At 74.3% G+C, this 18015-nt stretch carries 16 protein-coding genes; 4 read left to right on the top strand and 12 right to left on the bottom strand.

The window, feature by feature from the left end:
* Positions 1 to 8: 8 nt before the first annotated feature.
* The 3 genes from FB380_RS14965 to FB380_RS14955 form a co-directional block, all read right to left on the bottom strand.
* Positions 9 to 1547, bottom strand: a complete 1539-nt coding sequence (locus tag FB380_RS14965; protein ID WP_166755727.1) for an AMP-binding protein — start codon at positions 1545 to 1547, stop codon at positions 9 to 11.
* 97 nt (positions 1548 to 1644) lie between these two features.
* Positions 1645 to 2379: an SIR2 family NAD-dependent protein deacylase gene (locus FB380_RS14960; protein ID WP_166755726.1), complete on the bottom strand. Its 735-nt coding sequence runs from the start codon at positions 2377 to 2379 to the stop codon at positions 1645 to 1647.
* Positions 2380 to 2388: 9 nt separating this feature from the next.
* Positions 2389 to 3498, bottom strand: coding sequence for a phosphatase PAP2 family protein (locus FB380_RS14955; protein WP_166755725.1), 1110 nt, complete (start codon positions 3496 to 3498; stop codon positions 2389 to 2391).
* 259 nt (positions 3499 to 3757) lie between these two features.
* Here FB380_RS14955 and FB380_RS14950 point away from each other — a divergent pair, with 259 nt between their 5' ends.
* From FB380_RS14950 to FB380_RS14940, 3 genes are read left to right on the top strand one after another with little or no spacing between them, the layout of a single operon-like run.
* A complete protein-coding gene (locus FB380_RS14950; RefSeq protein WP_166755724.1) occupies positions 3758 to 6619 on the top strand; it encodes an aconitate hydratase in 2862 nt (953 codons plus the stop codon).
* Positions 6619 to 7380: an SDR family oxidoreductase gene (locus FB380_RS14945; protein WP_166755723.1), complete on the top strand. Its 762-nt coding sequence runs from the start codon at positions 6619 to 6621 to the stop codon at positions 7378 to 7380. The genes FB380_RS14950 and FB380_RS14945 overlap by 1 nt, the downstream gene beginning before the upstream one ends.
* Positions 7381 to 7435: 55 nt before the next feature.
* Positions 7436 to 8146, top strand: a complete 711-nt coding sequence (locus tag FB380_RS14940; protein WP_166755722.1) for a sirohydrochlorin chelatase — start codon at positions 7436 to 7438, stop codon at positions 8144 to 8146.
* Between the two features lie 15 nt (positions 8147 to 8161).
* Here the strand turns inward: FB380_RS14940 and FB380_RS14935 are convergent, their stop codons facing one another.
* The 8 genes from FB380_RS14935 to FB380_RS14900 form a co-directional block, all read right to left on the bottom strand.
* On the bottom strand, positions 8162 to 8533 hold the full coding sequence (locus FB380_RS14935; protein ID WP_208383613.1) for a hypothetical protein: 372 nt from the start codon (positions 8531 to 8533) through the stop codon (positions 8162 to 8164).
* Between the two features lie 138 nt (positions 8534 to 8671).
* Positions 8672 to 9496 carry a sulfurtransferase gene (locus FB380_RS14930; RefSeq protein ID WP_166755720.1) on the bottom strand — a complete coding sequence of 275 codons (825 nt, stop codon included), beginning with the start codon at positions 9494 to 9496 and terminating at the stop codon, positions 8672 to 8674.
* Positions 9493 to 9960: an SgcJ/EcaC family oxidoreductase gene (locus FB380_RS14925; protein ID WP_166755719.1), complete on the bottom strand. Its 468-nt coding sequence runs from the start codon at positions 9958 to 9960 to the stop codon at positions 9493 to 9495. The genes FB380_RS14930 and FB380_RS14925 overlap by 4 nt, the downstream gene beginning before the upstream one ends.
* Before the next feature lie 112 nt (positions 9961 to 10072).
* Entirely contained in the window at positions 10073 to 10348 is a 276-nt protein-coding gene (locus FB380_RS14920; RefSeq protein ID WP_166755718.1) for a hypothetical protein, read from the bottom strand.
* Between the two features lie 150 nt (positions 10349 to 10498).
* Positions 10499 to 12394 (bottom strand): ABC transporter ATP-binding protein, encoded by a 1896-nt coding sequence (locus tag FB380_RS14915; protein ID WP_229681898.1) that lies wholly within the window; start codon positions 12392 to 12394, stop codon positions 10499 to 10501.
* A gap of 73 nt (positions 12395 to 12467) precedes the next feature.
* Entirely contained in the window at positions 12468 to 13241 is a 774-nt protein-coding gene (locus FB380_RS14910) for an enoyl-CoA hydratase/isomerase family protein (RefSeq protein WP_229681897.1), read from the bottom strand.
* On the bottom strand, positions 13238 to 13468 hold the full coding sequence (locus FB380_RS14905; protein WP_036338653.1) for a helix-turn-helix domain-containing protein: 231 nt from the start codon (positions 13466 to 13468) through the stop codon (positions 13238 to 13240). Before FB380_RS14905 ends, FB380_RS14910 begins: the two co-directional genes overlap by 4 nt.
* A 189-nt stretch (positions 13469 to 13657) precedes the next feature.
* Positions 13658 to 15268 (bottom strand): ABC-F family ATP-binding cassette domain-containing protein, encoded by a 1611-nt coding sequence (locus tag FB380_RS14900; RefSeq protein ID WP_208382866.1) that lies wholly within the window; start codon positions 15266 to 15268, stop codon positions 13658 to 13660.
* A 113-nt stretch (positions 15269 to 15381) separates the two neighbouring features.
* Between FB380_RS14900 and FB380_RS14895 the strand changes: the two genes are divergently transcribed.
* Positions 15382 to 17385 carry an SCO7613 C-terminal domain-containing membrane protein gene (locus FB380_RS14895; protein WP_166755716.1) on the top strand — a complete coding sequence of 668 codons (2004 nt, stop codon included), beginning with the start codon at positions 15382 to 15384 and terminating at the stop codon, positions 17383 to 17385.
* Between the two features lie 54 nt (positions 17386 to 17439).
* Here the strand turns inward: FB380_RS14895 and FB380_RS14890 are convergent, their stop codons facing one another.
* The gene (locus FB380_RS14890; protein ID WP_208382865.1) at positions 17440 to 18012 is read right to left on the bottom strand and encodes a GNAT family N-acetyltransferase; all 573 of its coding nucleotides are present in this window, start codon (positions 18010 to 18012) and stop codon (positions 17440 to 17442) included.
* Positions 18013 to 18015 lie beyond the last annotated feature (3 nt).

The following is an 18015-nucleotide window of genomic DNA, read 5'->3' as shown; positions in this document are numbered from 1 at the left end:
GCCCTGCGTCAGTTGACCTGGCGTTCCGCGTCGGACCAGAAGGACTCGCGCAGCTTGAACTTCTGGATCTTGCCGGTGGCGGTGCGCGGGATGGCGTCGCGGAACTCCACCCGCTTGGGCGCCTTGAAGCCGGCCAGCGTCGTCCGGCAGTGCGCGATGATCTCCGCCTCGGAGGCGGTGGCGCCCTCGGCGAGCACGACCAGCGCGGTGACCAGCTCCCCCCACCGGTCGTCGGGCACCCCGATCACCGCGACCTCGGCGACGGCGGGGTGGCTGAAGACGGCGTCCTCCACCTCGATCGAGGAGACGTTCTCCCCGCCGGTGATGATCACGTCCTTCTTCCGGTCGGAGATGGTCAGGACGCCGTGCTCGTCGACGGTGCCGCCGTCGCCGGTGTGGAACCACCCGCCGTCCAGGGCGTCGGCGGAGGCCTGCGGGTTCTCCCAGTAGCCGGCCAGCACGGTGTTGCCCTGGGCGAGCACCTCACCGGACTCGCTCGTGCAGATCCGGGTGCCCAGCGCCGGTGCCCCGGCCCGGGACAGCGCCTTCGCCCGGGCCTGCGGGTCGAGCCCGTCGTACTCGGCGCGCGGCCGGTTGATCGTCAGCAGCGGCGAGGTCTCGGTGAGGCCGTAGATCTGGTTGAACTCCCAGCCCAGCTCCTCCTCGACCCGTGCGACGGTGCGCGAGGGCGGTGGCGCCCCGGCGACGATGATCCGCACCCGGTCGCGGCCGGGCACCGGCCCGTCCCAGTCGGCGGCGGCGTCCAGGACGGCGTTCCAGACCGCCGGTGCCCCGGCCATCAGCGTCACGCCGTGCCGGTCGACGCGGCGGAGGATCTCGGCGCCGTCGACCTTGCGGAGGGCGATCTGCGTGGCCCCGACCCCGGCCGCGGTGTAGAGCAGCCCCCAGCCGTTGCAGTGGAACATCGGCAGCGTGTGCAGGTAGACGTCGCGGTCGCTGACCTGCATGTGCATGCCGAAGGTGACCGCGTTGACCCACACGTTGCGGTGCGTGATCTGCACGCCCTTGGGCCGCGCCGTCGTCCCGCTGGTGTAGTTGATCGTGGCGGTGGCGTCCTCGTCGGGCTCGGCCCAGGGCCGCGGCTCGGCGTCGGGGCGGAGCAGCCCGGAGTCGTACTCCTCGCCCAGGGTGAACCGGTGCCGTGCCCCCACCGAGGAGAGCATCGGCTCCAGCTCCGGGTCGACCAGCAGCACGCTGGCCCCGCAGTGGTCGACGATGTAGCGCACCTCGTCGGGCTGGAGCCGGAAGTTGATCGGCACCAGCACCCGACCGGAGGAGGGGACGGCGTAGAGCAGCTCCAGCAGCCGGGCGGAGTTGTGGCTGACCACCGCCACCCGCTCCCCCTCGGCGATCCCCAGCTGGTCGAGACCGGCCTGCACCGCCCGGGCCCGCCGGGCCACCTCGCGGTAGGTCAGCTCCCCCAGCGAGGGCGCCGGCTGGGTCGGCTCGTCGACGACCCCGAGCCGGTCGCCGTAGACCAGCTCCGCCCGGTCGAGGAAGTCACGGGTGGTCAAGGGCACGCGCATGCCGGGCTCCCCGGTGCCGGGGCCGGCTGCGGTGCCGGCCGCTGTCGTGGTGTGGTCGCCGTCACGCTAACGGGCCGGACCCCCGACGACGAGTGGCTCAGTCCGCGGCGGCGAGCAACCGGGGCAGGGCGGTGCCGATCGGCTCCCGCACGACCAGGTCGGCGAGCCCGTCGTAGGGGGTCGGCTCCGCGTTGACGATGACCACCCGGGCACCGGAGGCGGCGGCCACCTCGACCAGCCCGGCCGCCGGGTGCACCCCCAGGGAGGTGCCGACGGCCAGGAGGACGTCGCAGTCGGCGGCGGCCTGCGCGGCGGCGTCGATCACGTCGGCGTCCAGCGCCTGGCCGAAGCTGATCGTCGCCGACTTCAGGATCCCGCCGCAGTCGGTGCAGGCCGGGTCGGCCTCGCCGGCGTCCACCCGGGCCAGCGCCTCGGCCATCGGCGTGCGCGCTGCGCAGGCCAGGCACTCGACCTCCCGGACCGAACCGTGCAGCTCCAGCACCGCGGTGCTGCCCGCGTCGGTGTGCAGCCCGTCGACGTTCTGGGTGAGCAGCGCCCGCAGCCGGCCCTGCCGTTCCAGGTCGACCAGCGCGGCGTGGCCGGCGTTGGGCCGCGCGTCCGGGGCGGTGTCCCGGCGCATCAGCCAGGCCCGGCGGCGGATCTCCGGGTCGGCCACGTAGTACGAGAGGGTGACCAGCTTCTCCGCGTCCGGGTCGCGGGTCCAGACGCCGTTGGGACCGCGGTAGTCGGGGATGCCGCTGTCGGTGGAGATGCCGGCGCCGGTGAGCACGCAGATCCGGCGCGCCGCGGCGAGCCAGTCGGGGACGGTCACAGCCCCAGGCTAGGCAGCCACGACGTCCGATTGGGGAGCCCCGACCTCGGGCTGGGCAGCCACGACGTCCGGCGCGGCAGCCCCGACCTCGGGCTGGGCAGCCACGGTCTCCGGTCGGTCGGTCACGGCCTCCGGCCGGGCTGCGCCGGCCACCGGCTGCGGCGCGCCACCCGGACGCCGGACCGCGTGGGCGACCGCGGCGACCAGCCGCGGCAGCAGGAACCACACCGCCCCGGCGTAGACCGCCCCGAGGAGCGTGTCCACCACGTAGTGCTCCCCGGACCACACCAGCACGACAGGCATGGCCACCGCGTAGCCCACCAGCGCCGCCCGCTGCCAGACCCGGTGCGCGACCGGCAGCAGCACCAGCGCGGTCAGGACGGCGAAGGCGGTGTGCAGCGAGGGCACCGCCGCCACCTGGTTGACCTGCCCCTGCCCGGAGGAGAGCAGGGCACCGGCCTTGTGCAGCCCCAGCACCGCCCAGCCGGAGTTGCTCAGCCGGTCCACGTGCTCGATGACGCCGTCCTTCGCGGCCAGCCAGGGCGGCGCCGCCGGGTAGAGCACGTAGGTGACCAGCCCGGCTGCCGACAGCCCGACCACCAGGCGGGCGTAGCCGGCCCAGCGATCCCGGTCGCGCAGCCAGAACACGCCGAGCACCACCGGCGTCACCACGAAGTGGCTGCTGTAGACCAGTGACGCGAACACCGCCCACCCGTCGGCGCCCCAGTGCTCCTGCAGCCACACGGTGGGCAGCACGCCACCGGTGAGCCACCGGTCGGCGGCCGCGAGCTCCCCCACGGCCACCGGCACGCCGAGGCCGTCGGCGAACCCGCGGCTGAGGTCGTAGAGCAGCAGCACCCCGGCCAGCGGCAGCCAGTCCACGAGCAGCCGCAGCAGCGCCGACCACCCCCGCCCCAGCGACTGCACCGCCAGCACGGCGAGCACCCAGCCGAGCAGCACCAGCCGGTCGGTCGGCAGGCCGGTGACGAGGCAGGTGGCGACGAAGGCGGCCAGCAGCCCGCCGGTGCCCAGCAGGCGCGCACCGCGGTACCGGGCGACCGGGAGGACCGGCAGGCCGACCGGGGACGCCGTCGTTCCCGTGGTCTCCGCGAGGCTCATGGCGCGGCACGCTAGGTGACCCAGCACACCCGTGGGGGCCGCCGGTGCACGGCACGCCGCGGGCCCGCGCCCCCCGTGACTGCGGTGACGGGCCGGGCGCGTGGGGTCGGCCGGGTCGGCGTCCGCCGGGACGAGCTGCTCACCGAGGGTGAGGAAAGGGTGGCCTTGCTCCACATCTCCGAGCGGGGGCTGGGATGATCGGGGGTGGCACATCGAGGCGCAGGACGCGCGCAGGACCAGCGAGGGTGAGGCGCAAGCAGTGGCAGCCAGCAAGAACAGCTTCGGAGCCCGGGCGACGCTCGACGTCGACGGCACCGAGTACGACATCTTCCGGCTCGACGCGGTGGAGGGCGCCGACAAGCTGCCCTTCAGCTTGAAGGTCCTGCTGGAGAACCTCCTCCGCACCGAGGACGGCGCGAACATCACCGCGGACCACATCCGCGCCCTGGCGAACTGGGACCCGTCCGCGGAGCCGGACCAGGAGATCCAGTTCACCCCGGCCCGTGTGGTGATGCAGGACTTCACCGGCGTCCCGTGCATCGTCGACCTCGCCACCATGCGCGAGGCGATGGCCGACCTGGGCGGCGACCCGCAGAAGATCAACCCGCTCGCCCCGGCCGAGCTGGTCATCGACCACTCGGTCATCGCCGACGTCTTCGGCACCCCGGAGTCCTTCGAGCGCAACGTCGAGATCGAGTACGAGCGCAACGGCGAGCGCTACCAGTTCCTCCGCTGGGGCCAGGGCGCCTTCGACGACTTCAAGGTCGTCCCCCCGGGCACCGGCATCGTGCACCAGGTCAACATCGAGCACCTGGCCCGCGTGGTCTTCCCGCGGGCCGAGGGTGACCGCACCCTCGCCTACCCCGACACCTGCGTGGGCACCGACTCCCACACCACCATGGTCAACGGCCTGGGCGTGCTGGGCTGGGGCGTCGGCGGCATCGAGGCCGAGGCCGCGATGCTCGGCCAGCCGGTCTCGATGCTCATCCCCCGCGTGGTCGGCTTCAAGCTGACCGGCCAGCTGCCCGACGGTGCCACCGCCACCGACCTGGTGCTCACGATCACCGAGATGCTCCGCCAGCACGGCGTGGTCGGGAAGTTCGTCGAGTTCTACGGCGCCGGCGTCTCCGCCGTCCCGCTGGCCAACCGCGCCACCATCGGCAACATGAGCCCGGAGTTCGGCTCGACCGCGGCGATCTTCCCGATCGACGGCGAGACGATCACCTACCTCGAGCTGACCGGCCGTTCGCCGGAGCAGATCGCGCTGGTCGAGGCCTACGCCAAGACCCAGGGCCTGTGGCACGACGACAGCCGCGAGCCGGCCTTCTCCGAGTACCTCGAGCTGGACCTCGCGACGGTCGTGCCGAGCATCGCCGGCCCCAAGCGCCCGCAGGACCGGGTCGCGATGACCGACGCCAAGGAGGCCTGGCGCGAGGCGCTGCCCACCTACGTCAAGGACGACGAGACCGGCGGCGAGGACCGCAAGCCCGGCGTCCCGTCCAACGAGCAGCCCTACGGCGTCGAGTCCGCCGCCGACGAGGCCTCGGCCGAGTCGTTCCCGGCCTCGGACCCGGTCAGCCCGTTCGCGCACGGCAACGGCGAGGCCGGCAAGCCGCACCCGTTCGTGGCCGACGACGTCCTCCCCGACCGGCCGAACAAGCCGACCAAGGTGGTGATGGAGGACGGCACCGAGACCTACGTCGACCACGGTCACGTGGTCATCGCCGCGATCACCTCCTGCACCAACACCTCCAACCCGTCGGTCATGATCGGCGCCGCGCTGCTGGCCAAGAACGCCGTCGAGCGGGGCCTCAGCAGCAAGCCGTGGGTGAAGACGACGCTGGCCCCGGGGTCGAAGGTCGTCACCGACTACTACGAGAAGTCGCAGCTCACCCCCTACCTGGAGAAGCTCGGCTTCTACCTGGTCGGCTACGGCTGCACCACCTGCATCGGCAACTCCGGCCCGCTGCCGGAGCCGGTCAGCAAGGCCGTCAACGAGGCCGACCTCGCCGTCGTCTCGGTGCTCTCGGGCAACCGCAACTTCGAGGGCCGGATCAACCCCGACGTCAAGATGAACTACCTGGCGTCCCCGCCGCTGGTGATCGCCTACGCGCTCGCCGGGACGATGGACCTGGACCTGACGACGGAGCCGCTGGGCAAGGGCAGCGACGGGCAGGACGTCTACCTGCGCGACATCTGGCCCTCGCCGCACGAGGTGCAGCGGGTCATCGACGAGGCGGTCTCGGCCGAGCAGTTCGGCGACAGCTACCAGGACGTGTTCGCCGGCACCGAGCAGTGGCAGAACCTGCCCACGCCCACCGGTGACACCTTCGCCTGGGACGCGGAGAGCACCTACGTCCGCAAGCCCCCGTACTTCGACGGCATGCCGGCCGAGCCGACCCCGGTGCAGGACATCACCGGCGCCCGCACGCTCGCCGTGCTGGGCGACTCGGTGACCACCGACCACATCTCGCCGGCCGGTTCGATCAAGGCCGACTCCCCCGCCGGCAAGTACCTGCAGGAGCACGGCATCGAGCGCCGCGACTTCAACTCCTACGGGTCCCGCCGCGGCAACCACGAGGTGATGATCCGCGGCACGTTCGCCAACATCCGGCTGCGCAACCAGCTGGTGCCGGGCACCGAAGGCGGCGTCACCAAGGACCACCTGACCGGCGAGACGACGTCGATCTACGACGCCTCCCAGGCCTACCAGGCGCAGGGCATCCCGCTGGTCGTGCTGGCCGGCAAGGAGTACGGCTCCGGGTCCTCCCGCGACTGGGCGGCCAAGGGGACGGCGCTGCTGGGCGTCAAGGCGGTCATCGCCGAGAGCTACGAGCGCATCCACCGGTCGAACCTGATCGGCATGGGCGTGCTGCCGCTCCAGTTCCCCGAGGGCCAGGACCGCGAGTCCCTCGGCCTGACCGGGGACGAGGAGTTCACCATCACCGGGATCACCGAGCTGAACGACGGCTCGATCCCGCGGACGGTGAAGGTGACGGCCGGGGACGTCGAGTTCGACGCCCGCGTCCGCATCGACACCCCTGGTGAGGCGAACTACTACCGCAACGGCGGGATCATGCAGTACGTGCTGCGGTCCCTCCGCGGTTCCGCCACCGCCTGATGGACCTGGGCCTGGGTGGTCGCGGACTCCTGCTCACCGGTGCGAGCCGGGGGCTGGGGTTCGCGACCGCCCAGGCCCTCGTCGCGGACGGGGCCCGGGTGCTGCTCAGCTCCCGGTCCCCGGAGTCCGTCGACGCCGCCGTCGCCTCGCTCGGCGGGGCGCCGGCAGCGTCCGGGCTCGCCGCCGACCTGGCCGACCCCTCCGCCGCCGAGGAGCTGGTCGGCGCGGCGGTCGACCGGCTCGGCCGGGTCGACGGCGCGCTGATCTCCGTCGGCGGCCCGACCCCGGGCAGCGTGCTCGAGGTCGGTGAGGACGCCTGGCGGGCCGGTGTGGAGAGCGTGCTGCTCGGGCCGCTGCGGCTGATCCGGGCACTCGTCCCGCACCTGTCCCCCGACGCCGCGATCGGGCTGGTCCTCTCCACCTCGGTGCGCCAGCCGATCGGGCACCTGGCCGTCTCCAACGGCCTGCGGCCCGGGCTGGCGATGACCACCAAGGCGCTGGCCGACGAGCTCGGACCGCGCGGCGTCCGGGTGTTCGGCCTGCTGCCCGGCACCATCGCCACCGACCGGGTCACCGAGGTCGAGGCGGCCTCCGGCGACCCGGCCGGCGCCCGGGCCCGCACCGAGGCCGCCATCCCGCTGCGCCGGGTCGGCCGCCCCGAGGAGTTCGGCGCGGTCGCCGCCTTCGCCCTCTCCCCCGCTGCCTCCTACGTCACCGGCACCATGCTGACCGTCGACGGCGGCATCACCCGCGCCCTGTGACGCTGCCGCGCCACGACTGGTCGCCGACCGCGGTCCCGATGCCCAGGAGGCAGCCATGAACGACCACTCGCAGCCGGTGCTGGTCGCCTGCGCCCACGGCACCCGGAACCCCACCGGACGGCGGCTGATCGGTCAGCTCGCACTGGCCGCCCGCGCGCTGCGGCCGGGGCTCACCACCACCGCTGCCTTCGTCGACGTGCAGCCGCCCACCGTGGTCGACGTCGTCCGCGGGCTGGGCGAGTCGGCGACCCCCGCCGTCGTCGTCCCGCTGCTGCTGTCCGGCGGGTTCCACGTGCACGTCGACATCGCCGGGGCCGTCGCCGACCACCCGTCGGCGGTGGCCGCGCGGCCGCTGGGTCCCGATGGCCGGCTGGTGGGCGTGCTCACCGACCGGCTGCTCGCCGCCGGCGCCGACCGCGACGACCAGGCCACCGCGATCGTGCTGGCCGCCGCCGGGTCCAGCGACCCGCGGTCGGTGCAGGACGTCGAGGACACCGCGGCGCTCCTCCAGCGGGACTGGGCCGGCCCGGTCACCACCGGCTACGGGTCGGCCGCCCAGCCCCCGGTGCCCGACGCCGTCGCCGCCGCCCGCGCGGCCGGCGCCCAGCGGGTCGTCGTCGCCGCCTACCTGCTCGCGCCCGGGCACTTCCACGACAAGCTCCAGGGCGCCGGCGCCGATTGCGTCACGGCACCATTGCTGCCCGACGAGCGGATCGCCGCCGTCCTGCTCGACCGCTACGACGCAGCCCTCACCCCGGCGCAGTAGGCGCCGGGGTCCGCCTCACTGCAGGGCCAGGACCAGGCAGACGAGTGCGAGCACCAGCGCGACCGGCGTCATGACCAGGCACTCGCGGCGGCTGCGTGAGGCGGCGTTCATCAGCACCCCGAGCGTGAAGTAACCGGTCAGCACCCAGATGGCCACGTCGGCCACCCCGCGCGGGAGGACGTCCAGCGCGCCGGCCACCTGCAGGAGCAGTGCGGCGAAGACCCCGTAGAGCACGATCGACACGGCGCTGCCGATCCGCAGCCCACGCGGCAGGACGACGTGCTGACCGCCCCAGGCGAACCGGCCCAGCGGCGCGCCGGCGATCAACGACACCTGGAAGACGGCGAGGCAGCCGAGCAGCACGACACCCACGACGGCAGCGAGCATGATCACCGGCGCAGGCTATCGGCGCGTGGCCTCCCGCGGTCGTGCTCCGTCAGCGGACCCTCGTGTGACCCGGAACACCTGGTCGTCACCGCTCCGAGGTCCGGGTGCACCACTCGGACGACGTCCCGACCGCGGCCCTCACGGTCCGGTGGCCACCGGGCGGTCGGGGTCGTTCGACCACTCCGACCAGGAGCCGGGCCACAGAGCCGCCTCGATGCCGGCCTCGGCGAGCGCAGCCACCTCGTGGGCGGCGGTCACACCCGAGCCGCAGTAGACGCCCACCGCCGTCTCCGGCCGGACGCCGAGGGCGGCGAACCGCTCGGTGAGTACAGCGGCTGTAGCGAAGCGCCCGCTGCGATCCAGGTTCTCCGTGGTGGGTGCGCTGACCGCGCCGGGCACGTGGCCCGCCCGTGGGTCGACCGGTTCCACCTCACCGCGGTAGCGCTCGCCGGCCCGGGCGTCGAGCAGCACCCCACCGGCCGTGGGCAGTGCAGCCGCCTCGTCCGCGGTGAGCACGGGCATCCCGCCGCCGGTCAGCACCACGTCGCCGGGCTGGGGGACGACGTCACCCTCCACCAGTTCGCCCCCGGCCGCGGTCCAGGCGTCCAGCCCACCGTCGAGGACCGTGACGTCGGGAAGGCCGCCCCAGCGCAGCAACCACCAGGCCCGGGCCGCCGCCAGGCCACCCGTGGCGTCGTAGACGACGACACGGGAGCCGGTGGAGATCCCCCACCGGCGGGCCGCTGACTGCAGTGCCTGTACCGACGGGAGCGGGTGGCGGCCGGCCGTCGGCGAGGCGCCCTCGGCCAGCTCGGTGGGCAGGTCGACGTACACCGCACCCGGCAGGTGGCCGGCCAGGTACCGGTCGCGGCCGTCGGACCTGCCGAGCGCCCAGCGGACGTCGAGCAGGACGACGTCCCCGGTGCGGCCGAGCAGCTCCGCGGCCGCGGTCAGCACGCTCACCGCGCGGCCTCCTGCCGCGCCGCCTCCAGTTCCGCGGTCAGCGCGGTCAGCGCGTCGGCCCGGCCGCCGTAGCGGGCCGGGGTGCTCTGCAGGAGGGCGATCTTCCACCGGCCCTCCTCCTCCACGGCGGTGAGCGCGTGGACGGTGTGCCGGGACGGGTCGACGGCGTCGGCGCCGGCCGGGACCATGCCGGCCACCGCGTGCAGCACGACCACCCGGTCGGTCAGCCGGCGCACCGAGCGCACGACACCGACGAAGGTGGGGGTGGCGTGCTCGGTGAACATCCGGCGCATGTCGGCGGCGATGCTCAGCCGGCCGCTGCGCAGGGTGCCGTCGAGGTCGATGAGCTCACCGTCGTCGGCGAACACCGACGAGACCGTCACGCCGCTGCGCTGGTTCCATCCCGCCAGGTACCGCGCGTACAGCGCCCGGATCTGGGTGTCCTGCGGATGACCTGCGCTCAAGGGAGTGCTCCTGCGGGTGGTACGAGTGGGTCAGGAGTGACCGTAGTGTGCCCGCCCAGACGGCAGCCGACCCCGTGCCGTCCGGCGCGGCTCCCGAGCGGCTGCAGGTGGCTCAGAAGGCCGCGAGGGGCTCGGCCACGAACCCGCCGTCCCGCTGCGAGATGTGCCAGACCCGGACGTCCTTGCCGCCGATCTCGTCCTTCTCGTGGAAGCGGACCCGCTCGCCGAGCGACACCCCGTGGCCGCGGACCAGCAGCGGCCCGCCGCTGTCGACGGTGAACTCGGCGTCCCCGACGAAGAGCTCCAGGGACGCGGCCTCACCGGCCGGCGGCTCGGTGACCGGACACGGCCGGCCGGACGCGACGGAGGGCGGGGGCTGGATGGTCACGGTGGGCCTCCCACGGTGGCGGTGCACGGTGGCGGATCAGGTGACGGCGGTGTCGGTGGGAACGTGCCATGGAGCGCGTGATGCCTGCAGTCCCCGCCGACACCCTCCGGCACGGCTCTTACTCTCCGTGCCCGCGTCCTGACGTACCGCTCACCCCACCTGGACGGCCCGGTCGTCTCCGGCCGGGGCGAACTGGGTGCGGTAGAGCTCCGCGTAGTGGCCGCCGGCGGCGAGCAGCTCGTCGTGGGTGCCCCGCTCGACGATCCGGCCGGCCTCGACGACCAGGATCTGGTCGGCGCCGCGGATGGTGGACAGCCGGTGCGCGATCACCAGCGAGGTGCGCCCGGCCAGCGCCGCGTCCAGCGCGTGCTGCACGGCCACCTCGGACTCGCTGTCCAGGTGGGCGGTCGCCTCGTCGAGGATCACGACGCCCGGTGCCTTCAGCAGCACCCGGGCGATCGCCAGCCGCTGCTTCTCCCCGCCGGACATCCGGTGCCCACGGTCCCCGACCACGGTGTCCAGCCCGTCGGGCAGCGAGTGCACCAGCGCGGCGATCCGGGCCCCGGTGAGCGCGGACCACAGCTCCTCCTCGGTGGCGTCCGGCTTGGCGTAGCGCAGGTTGGCCCGGATGGTGTCGTGGAACAGGTGGGCGTCCTGGCTGACCACGCCGATCGCGTCGCGCAGCGAGGCGGTGGTCGCCTGCCGGACGTCGATCCCGCCGACCCGCACCACGCCCTCGGTGACGTCGTAGAGCCGGGAGACCAGCGCGGCGATCGTCGACTTCCCGGCACCGGAGCTGCCGACCAAGGCGACCAGCTGGCCCGGCTCGGCCCGGAAGGAGACGTCGTGCAGCACCTCGGCCGGGAGCCCGTGCTCGGGGACGGCGACGTCCTCCAGCGACGCCAGCGAGACCTCGGCGGCGGACGGGTAGCGGAAGGAGACCGACTCGAACTCCAGCGACCGGTCCGCGTCGGGGACCGGCACGGCGTCGGGGGCCTCGGCGATCATCGGCGCCAGGTCGAGCACCTCGAAGACGCGGTCGAAGCTGACCAGCGCGCTCATCACGTCGACCCGGACGTTGGCCAGCGCGGTCAGCGGTCCGTAGAGCCGGGCCAGCAGCAGGGCCAGGGCGACGACGTCACCGGCCGACAGCGATCCGGTGAACGCCAGCCAGCCACCGAGCCCGTAGACCAGGGCGGTGGCCAGGGCGGCGACCAGGGTGAGGGCGGTGAAGAAGGTGCGGCCGTACATCGCCGACAGGACGCCGATGTCGCGCACCCGGGACGCCCGGCCGCGGAAGGACTCCGCCTCGACCTCCGGGCGGCCGAACAGCTTGACCAGCAGCGCACCGGCCACGTTGAACCGCTCGGTCATCGTGGCGTTCATCGACGCGTTGAGCCCGTAGGACTCCCGGGTGATCGTCTGCAGCTTGCGGCCGATCCGCTGGGCGGGCACCACGAACAGCGGCACCATCACGATCGACAGCAGGGTGATCTGCCAGGACAGGGTGAGCATGACCCCGGCGGTGAGCACCAGGGCGATCACGTTGGAGACGACGCCGGACAGCGTGGAGGTGAAAGCCCGCTGCGCACCGATGACGTCGTTGTTCAGCCGGCTCACCAACGCGCCGGTCTGGGTGCGGGTGAAGAAGGCGACCGGCATCCGCTGGACGTGCTCGAAGACCCGGGTGCGCAGGTCGTAGATGACGCCCTCACCGATCCGGGCGGAGTACCAGCGCTGGACCAGCGAGCTGGCAGCGTCGAGCACGGCGAGCCCGGCGATGAACAGCGCGATCCGGACGACGTCGCCGGCGGTGCCGGTCAGGTTGGCGATCCGGTTGACGATGTCGCCGGCGAGCAGCGGGGTGACCACCCCGATCACCGCGGAGAAGACCACCAGCGCCAGGAAGCCGATCAGCTCCCGCCGGTAGGGCCCGGCGATGCCCAGGATCCGGCGCACCGTCCCCTTGGGGACGCCGCGGGACGTCACCGACCGGTCGGTGCTGAACGACCGCATCGCGGCCATGGACGTCATCGGTGAGCTCACGACGCGCCCCCTGCTGCTGGATCCGGTTGACCACCGAGCCGAACAGCGACTGCGGTCGTCCTGTTCCGCGCGGTCAGTCCTGCCCGGCCAGCCGGCGCAGCCGCCGCACCTGGGCAGCGCGCTCGGCGGCGTCCTGCTCCTCGGGGCCGTTGCGGACGGCCGAGCGCACCAGCGCCAGCGTCTCCCGGGCGGCGTCGGCGTCCGGTCCGAGGAGGGCCGCGGTCAGGTCGGCGACCGCCCCGTCCAGCTCGGCGGTCGGGACGGCGAGGTTCGCCAGCCCGGTGGCCACGGCCTCGGCCGCGCCCACCGCCCGGCCGGTCAGGCAGATCTCCACGGCTCGGCTGTAGCCGACCAGCTCCACCAGCGTGCTGGTGCCGGTCAGGTCGGGCACCAGCCCGAGGCCGGTCTCGGGCAGGCGCAGCTGGGCGTCCTCGGTGACCACCCGCAGGTCGCAGGCGAGGGCCAGCTGGGCGCCTGCGCCGATCGCGTGCCCCTGCACCGCGGCCACCGAGACGACGCCGGGCGAGCGCAGCCAGCGGAACGCCGCCTGGTACCCCCGGATGCGCTCCTGGGCCGCCTCGGTGGGCAGGGAGCCCAGCTCGGCCAGCCCGCCGGGCACGCCGGGGTCGCTGCTGAAGAGGGTGCGGTCCAGGCCGGCGGAGAACGCCCGGCCCGCACCGCGGACGACGACCACGCGCACGTCGTCGTCCAGCGACTCACCCACCGCGCGCAGCGCGGCCCAGGTGGCCGGGGTCTGCGCGTTGAGCTGATCGGCCCGATCGAGGGTCACGGTGAGGACGGCACCGTCGCGCGCCGTCCTCACCCAGCCGTCGGGCTGCTCGCTCACGCAGACTTCTTGGCGTTCCGGTTCGCCCCGCCCCGCCCCCGCAGGGTGGCGCCCGACTCCGACAGCAGACGGTGCACGAAGCCGTAGGAGCGGTTGGTCGAGGTCGCCAGCGAGCGGATGCTCTCGCCGCTGTCGTACCGCTCCCGGAGCTCGCCGGCCAGCGACGTCCGGTCGTCCCCGGTGATCCTCTTGCCCTTGCTCAGGTCCGCAGTGCTCGAGTCGGCCATGACTCCCCTCCGTGTCAGGGGTGCTGCCGACTCGTGCCGACGACATCCCGCTGATCCCCCGGCGCCGATGTCCCGGTGACCTCGGCGTCCCACTGGCCATGATCACCCAGGCGCGGGGGCTCGGCCACCGCAACAAGACCGCGCACAGCCGGACCCGCAGGTCAGGCCGGGGACGACCGGATCCGGTCGTTACGCGAGCGAGACCAGGTCGGCGAAGTCGGCGCTCCAGGTGTCCTCGGTGCCGTCGGGCAGGATGATCACCTTGTCCGGGTCCAGCGCAGTGACCGCGCCCTCGTCGTGGGTGACGAGCACGATGGCGCCCTGGTAGGTGCGCAGCGCCTCGAGCACCTGCTCGCGGCTGGCCGGGTCGAGGTTGTTGGTCGGCTCGTCCAGCAGCAGCACGTTCGCCCCGGAGATGACCAGCGTGGCCATGGCCAGCCGGGTGCGCTCGCCGCCGGAGAGCGTGCCGGTGCGCTGGTCGACGTTCTCCCCGGAGAAGAGGAAGGCGCCCAGGATCTTGCGCAACTCGGTGTCGGTGGAGCCCGGCGCCGACGACCGCATGTTCTCCAGCAGCGTGCGGTCCATGTCCAGCGTCTCGTGCTCCTGGGCGTAGTAGCCCACCCGCAGCCCGTGACCGGGCTTCACCTCGCCGGTGTCCGGGGTCTCGGTGCCGGCCAGCATCCGCAGCAGGGTGGTCTTGCCCGCGCCGTTGAACCCGAGGACGACGACCCGGGCGCCCTTGTCGATGGCCAGGTCGACGCCGGTGAAGATCTCCAGCGAGCCGTAGCTCTTGGACAGGCCCTCCGCGGTGAGCGGGGTGCGGCCGCACGGTGCCGGGGTCGGGAAGCGCAGCTTGGCGACCTTGTCCTGCACCCGGACGTCGGCCAGGCCGGCGGCCAGCCGCTGGGCGCGCTTGTCCATGCTCTGCGCGGCCTTGGCCTTGGTGGCCTTGGCGCGCATCTTGTCCGCCTGGGCGGTCAGCGCGTCGATCTTCTTCTCGGCGTTGGCCCGCTCGGAGCGGCGGCGGCGCTCGTCGGTCTCCCGGGCGTCCAGGTACCGCTTCCAGCCGAGGTTGTAGACGTCGACGGTGGCCCGGTTGGCGTCCAGGTGCCAGACCTTGTTGACCACGGCCTCCAGCAGCTCGACGTCGTGGCTGATCACGATCAGCCCGGCGCGGTGGCTGGCCAGGAACCCCTTGAGCCACACGATCGAGTCGGCGTCCAGGTGGTTGGTGGGCTCGTCGAGCAGCAGCGTGTCGGCGTCGGAGAACAGGATCCGGGCCAGCTCCACGCGGCGGCGCTGACCGCCGGAGAGGGTGCGCAGCGGCTGCTGCAGCACCCGGTCGGGCAGGCCGAGGTTGGTGCAGATCCGCGCGGCGTCGCTCTCCGCGGCATACCCGCCGAGGGCGGCGAACTGGTCCTCCAGCCGGCCGTACTGCCGCACAGCGCGGTCCATCTCGGCGTCGTCGGCGGGCTCGGCCATGGCGACCTGGGCCTTGGTCAGCTTCGCCTTGAGGACGTCGAGCCCGCGGCCGGAGAGCACCCGGTCGCTGGCGGTGATGTCGAGGTCGCCGCTGCGCGGGTCCTGCGGGAGGTAGCCGAGCTCGCCGGTCACCTCGACCTTGCCGGCGTGCGGCACGCGTTCGCCGGCGAGGGTGGTGAGAGTGGTGGTCTTGCCAGCACCGTTGCGCCCGACCAGCCCGATACGGTCACCGGGCTGGACCCGCAGATCGGCGTCGCTGATGAGGATCCGGGCGCCGGCACGCAGCTCGAGGCCGGTCGTCGTGATCACTGATGCCATGGTAGGCGCTCGGCGCCGGTCTTCCGACCCCTTTCCCGGGTGACCTCCACATCACCTCGGGTACGCAGGGCACGGCCGTGGCGTCGCAGTGGTCCGGACAGCGGAGGTGGGCGGTGCCGAGCGACCCCGAGGTGGTCTACCCGCCGCCGCTGGACCGCCCCTCGCCGACCACAGCGCCGGCGCACGCCAGCCCCGGTGCCGCCGCGGATGACCGTGTTGGCGGCGACGGCACCAGTGACGGCTCCCTCGACCTCGGCGGAGACCGCACCCATGACGGCGGCGGCCTCGTCGGCGACCGCACCAGTGACGCCGCCGGCGACCTCGACGGCGACCACCCAGGTGGCGTCGGCGACGACCTCGCCGGTGACGTCGCACCCCAGCAGGTGCTGCTCGGCGCCGGTGTGGTCGCCGTGGTCGCCGCCGGCGCCGCCTCGCTGACCGACGCCGGGTCGGTGCCCGGGCTCCTCGTGGTCACCCTGCTGACCGTCGCCGCGACGCTCGGCTCGTTCCGCGCCGGTGCGCGCGGTCTGCGCAGCAGCGAGGAGGCGCTCGCCTGCGCTGCCGTGGTGCTCGCCGCGGTGGCCGCCTGGTCGGCCGGGGACGGCCCCGGCGGGCCCACCGCGGTGCTCCTCTCGCTGCTCGCCGCGGTCTTCGCCGTCCTGGGCCTGCTCGCCAGGACGACGCGGACCTGGCCGATCGCCGCCTGGGGGGCCGGGCAGGTGGCGGTGCTGAGCGCGCTGACCGGCTCCGGGCTGTCGCTCGCCCCGCACGCCAGCGTCGTGTTGGCCACCGCCGTCGCCGGGCTCGCGATCACGCTGGCCGCGCGCCGGGACGTCGCGGTGGTCACCCTGGTCACCGCCGCCGCCTGGTGGGCGACCGGGGTGGTCGAGGGCTCGCTGCACGTCTGGACGTCGGAGTCGGTCGCGGCCGCCCTGGCGCCCGCCACGCTGATGCTGCTGGCGGCCGGGGCGCTGCTCGGGCTCGGCCGCCGACCGGAGCTGCGGCCGCTGCTGGGCCGTCCGAACGCGGCGCCCGTGCTCGCCGGGCTGGCGGCCGGGTCCGCCGTGGCGGGTCTGCTCCAGGCTGCCGGGCTCGCCGGGGTGGTCACCAGCGGACACCTGGGCGTCGCCCTTGCGGCGGTGGTCGGTGCCCGGGCGGCCCCGGGCCCGGCCGCCCTGCCCCGGCCGGCGGGGCTCGCCGCCGCCGCGGTGCTGACCGGGCTCGCCGTCGTCCAGCTGCTCGGGTCGGGGCACTGGTCGGCCCTCGCCACGGTCGTCGCCGGCGCGGCGGTGCCGGCGGTGCTGGTCGCCGTCCGGCGACCGACCGGACGCCGGTGGGCGCTGCCGGTCGCGGTGGGGTGCCCGGCCGCCGCCGTGCTGCTGACCGAGGCCGACGGCAACCTCTCCCCCGCGCCGGCTGGTGCGCTGCTCGTGCCGCTGTGCCTGCTCGCCCTCGGCGGCGCGACCGTGCTCCGCCGGCAGCCCGCGGAGCTGCCGCTGACCTGGGCGGCCGCCGTCGTGGCCGTCGCCGGGTCGGTGGAGCTCGCCCGCACCGGGCACCTGTTCGGGCTGGGCCTCGGGCTGGCCGTCGTCGGTGCGGGCTTCCTCGCCGCCGGCACGGTCACCGACCGGGCGCGGACCCGGGCCGGTGGGTGCGTCGCGCTCGTCCTGGCGGCCTGGCTCGCCGCCGGGGACGCCGGGACCGGCGTGCCGGAGGCCTACACGCTGCCGGCCGCCTCGGTGCTGTGGCTGTACTCAGGACGGCGACTGGCCACCGGCGCCTCTTGGCCGGCCTGGGGCCCGGGCCTGGTGGTCGCCTTCGTCCCGTCGGTCTGGCTGGCGGTCGTGGAACCGGACCTGCTGCGACTGGTGCTGGTGGTCCTCGCCGCGACGCTGACCGCGATCGCCGGCAGCCGCTGGCAGGTGCAGGCGCCGCTCGTCGTGGGCGCGGCCTCGCTGACCGCGGTCGCTCTCGGCCGGGTCGTGGCCTACCTGCCCGTCACCGGTCTGCTGGTGGTCGGGGCCGCCGGTGCGGTGCTGCTCGCGGCCGGTGCGGTCTACGAGGAGCGGCGGGCCCGCGCGCGGGCGGCCCTCGCGCGCGTCGCCGACCTGCGCTGACGCGCGCTGGCTACAGCCACTGCATCGACTCCGACCGCGTCACCGCGGCGCGGGTCAGGAGCCGAACAGCACCTCGGCGCCGACCGGGCGCCAGCCGGCGGCCAGGAAGGACCGCAGCGAGGCGGTGTTGGCCGGGGCGACCTGCGCCCACAGCGACGCCACGCCCGGGACCAGCGCCGGAGCAGCCGCGGCCAGGGCGGTGCCCAGCCCGCGGCCACGGGCATCCGGGCGGACCTCGGTGCCGGCCTCCCACCGGCCGGCGACCCCTCGGCCGAGGACCAGCAGGCCGGCTCCGTCGGGCGTCGTCCAGACCCGTACCCCGGTGCGGTGCCGTAGCGCGCGCCGGACCCGGGGGTGCTCCCCCGGTGCCACCTCGACCAGCTCGGGCCCGGGGGCCGTCGGCGCAGGCGGCGCGATCAGCAGGGCGTCCAGGACGCCGGGTTCGGCACCGACCTCCTCGGCGAGGGCCGTGAGGAAGCGCGCGCCCAGCGGCGCCTCGATCGGCTCGCGGGCGACCTGCCCGGCGACCCAGCCCGGGTCGACGTCGGCGGCCACCACGTGCCACCCGGTCCCACCCACGACGAGTGCCGGCACCCGCTGCCCGTCGAGGAGCAGGGGTGCCGGCACGGT

This window comes from Modestobacter marinus, from assembly GCF_011758655.1.
In the GTDB taxonomy this organism is placed as follows: Bacteria; Actinomycetota; Actinomycetes; order Mycobacteriales; family Geodermatophilaceae; genus Modestobacter; species Modestobacter marinus.
Note: the sequence above shows the minus strand (reverse complement) of the source record. Positions and strands in the feature narration are given on the sequence as shown.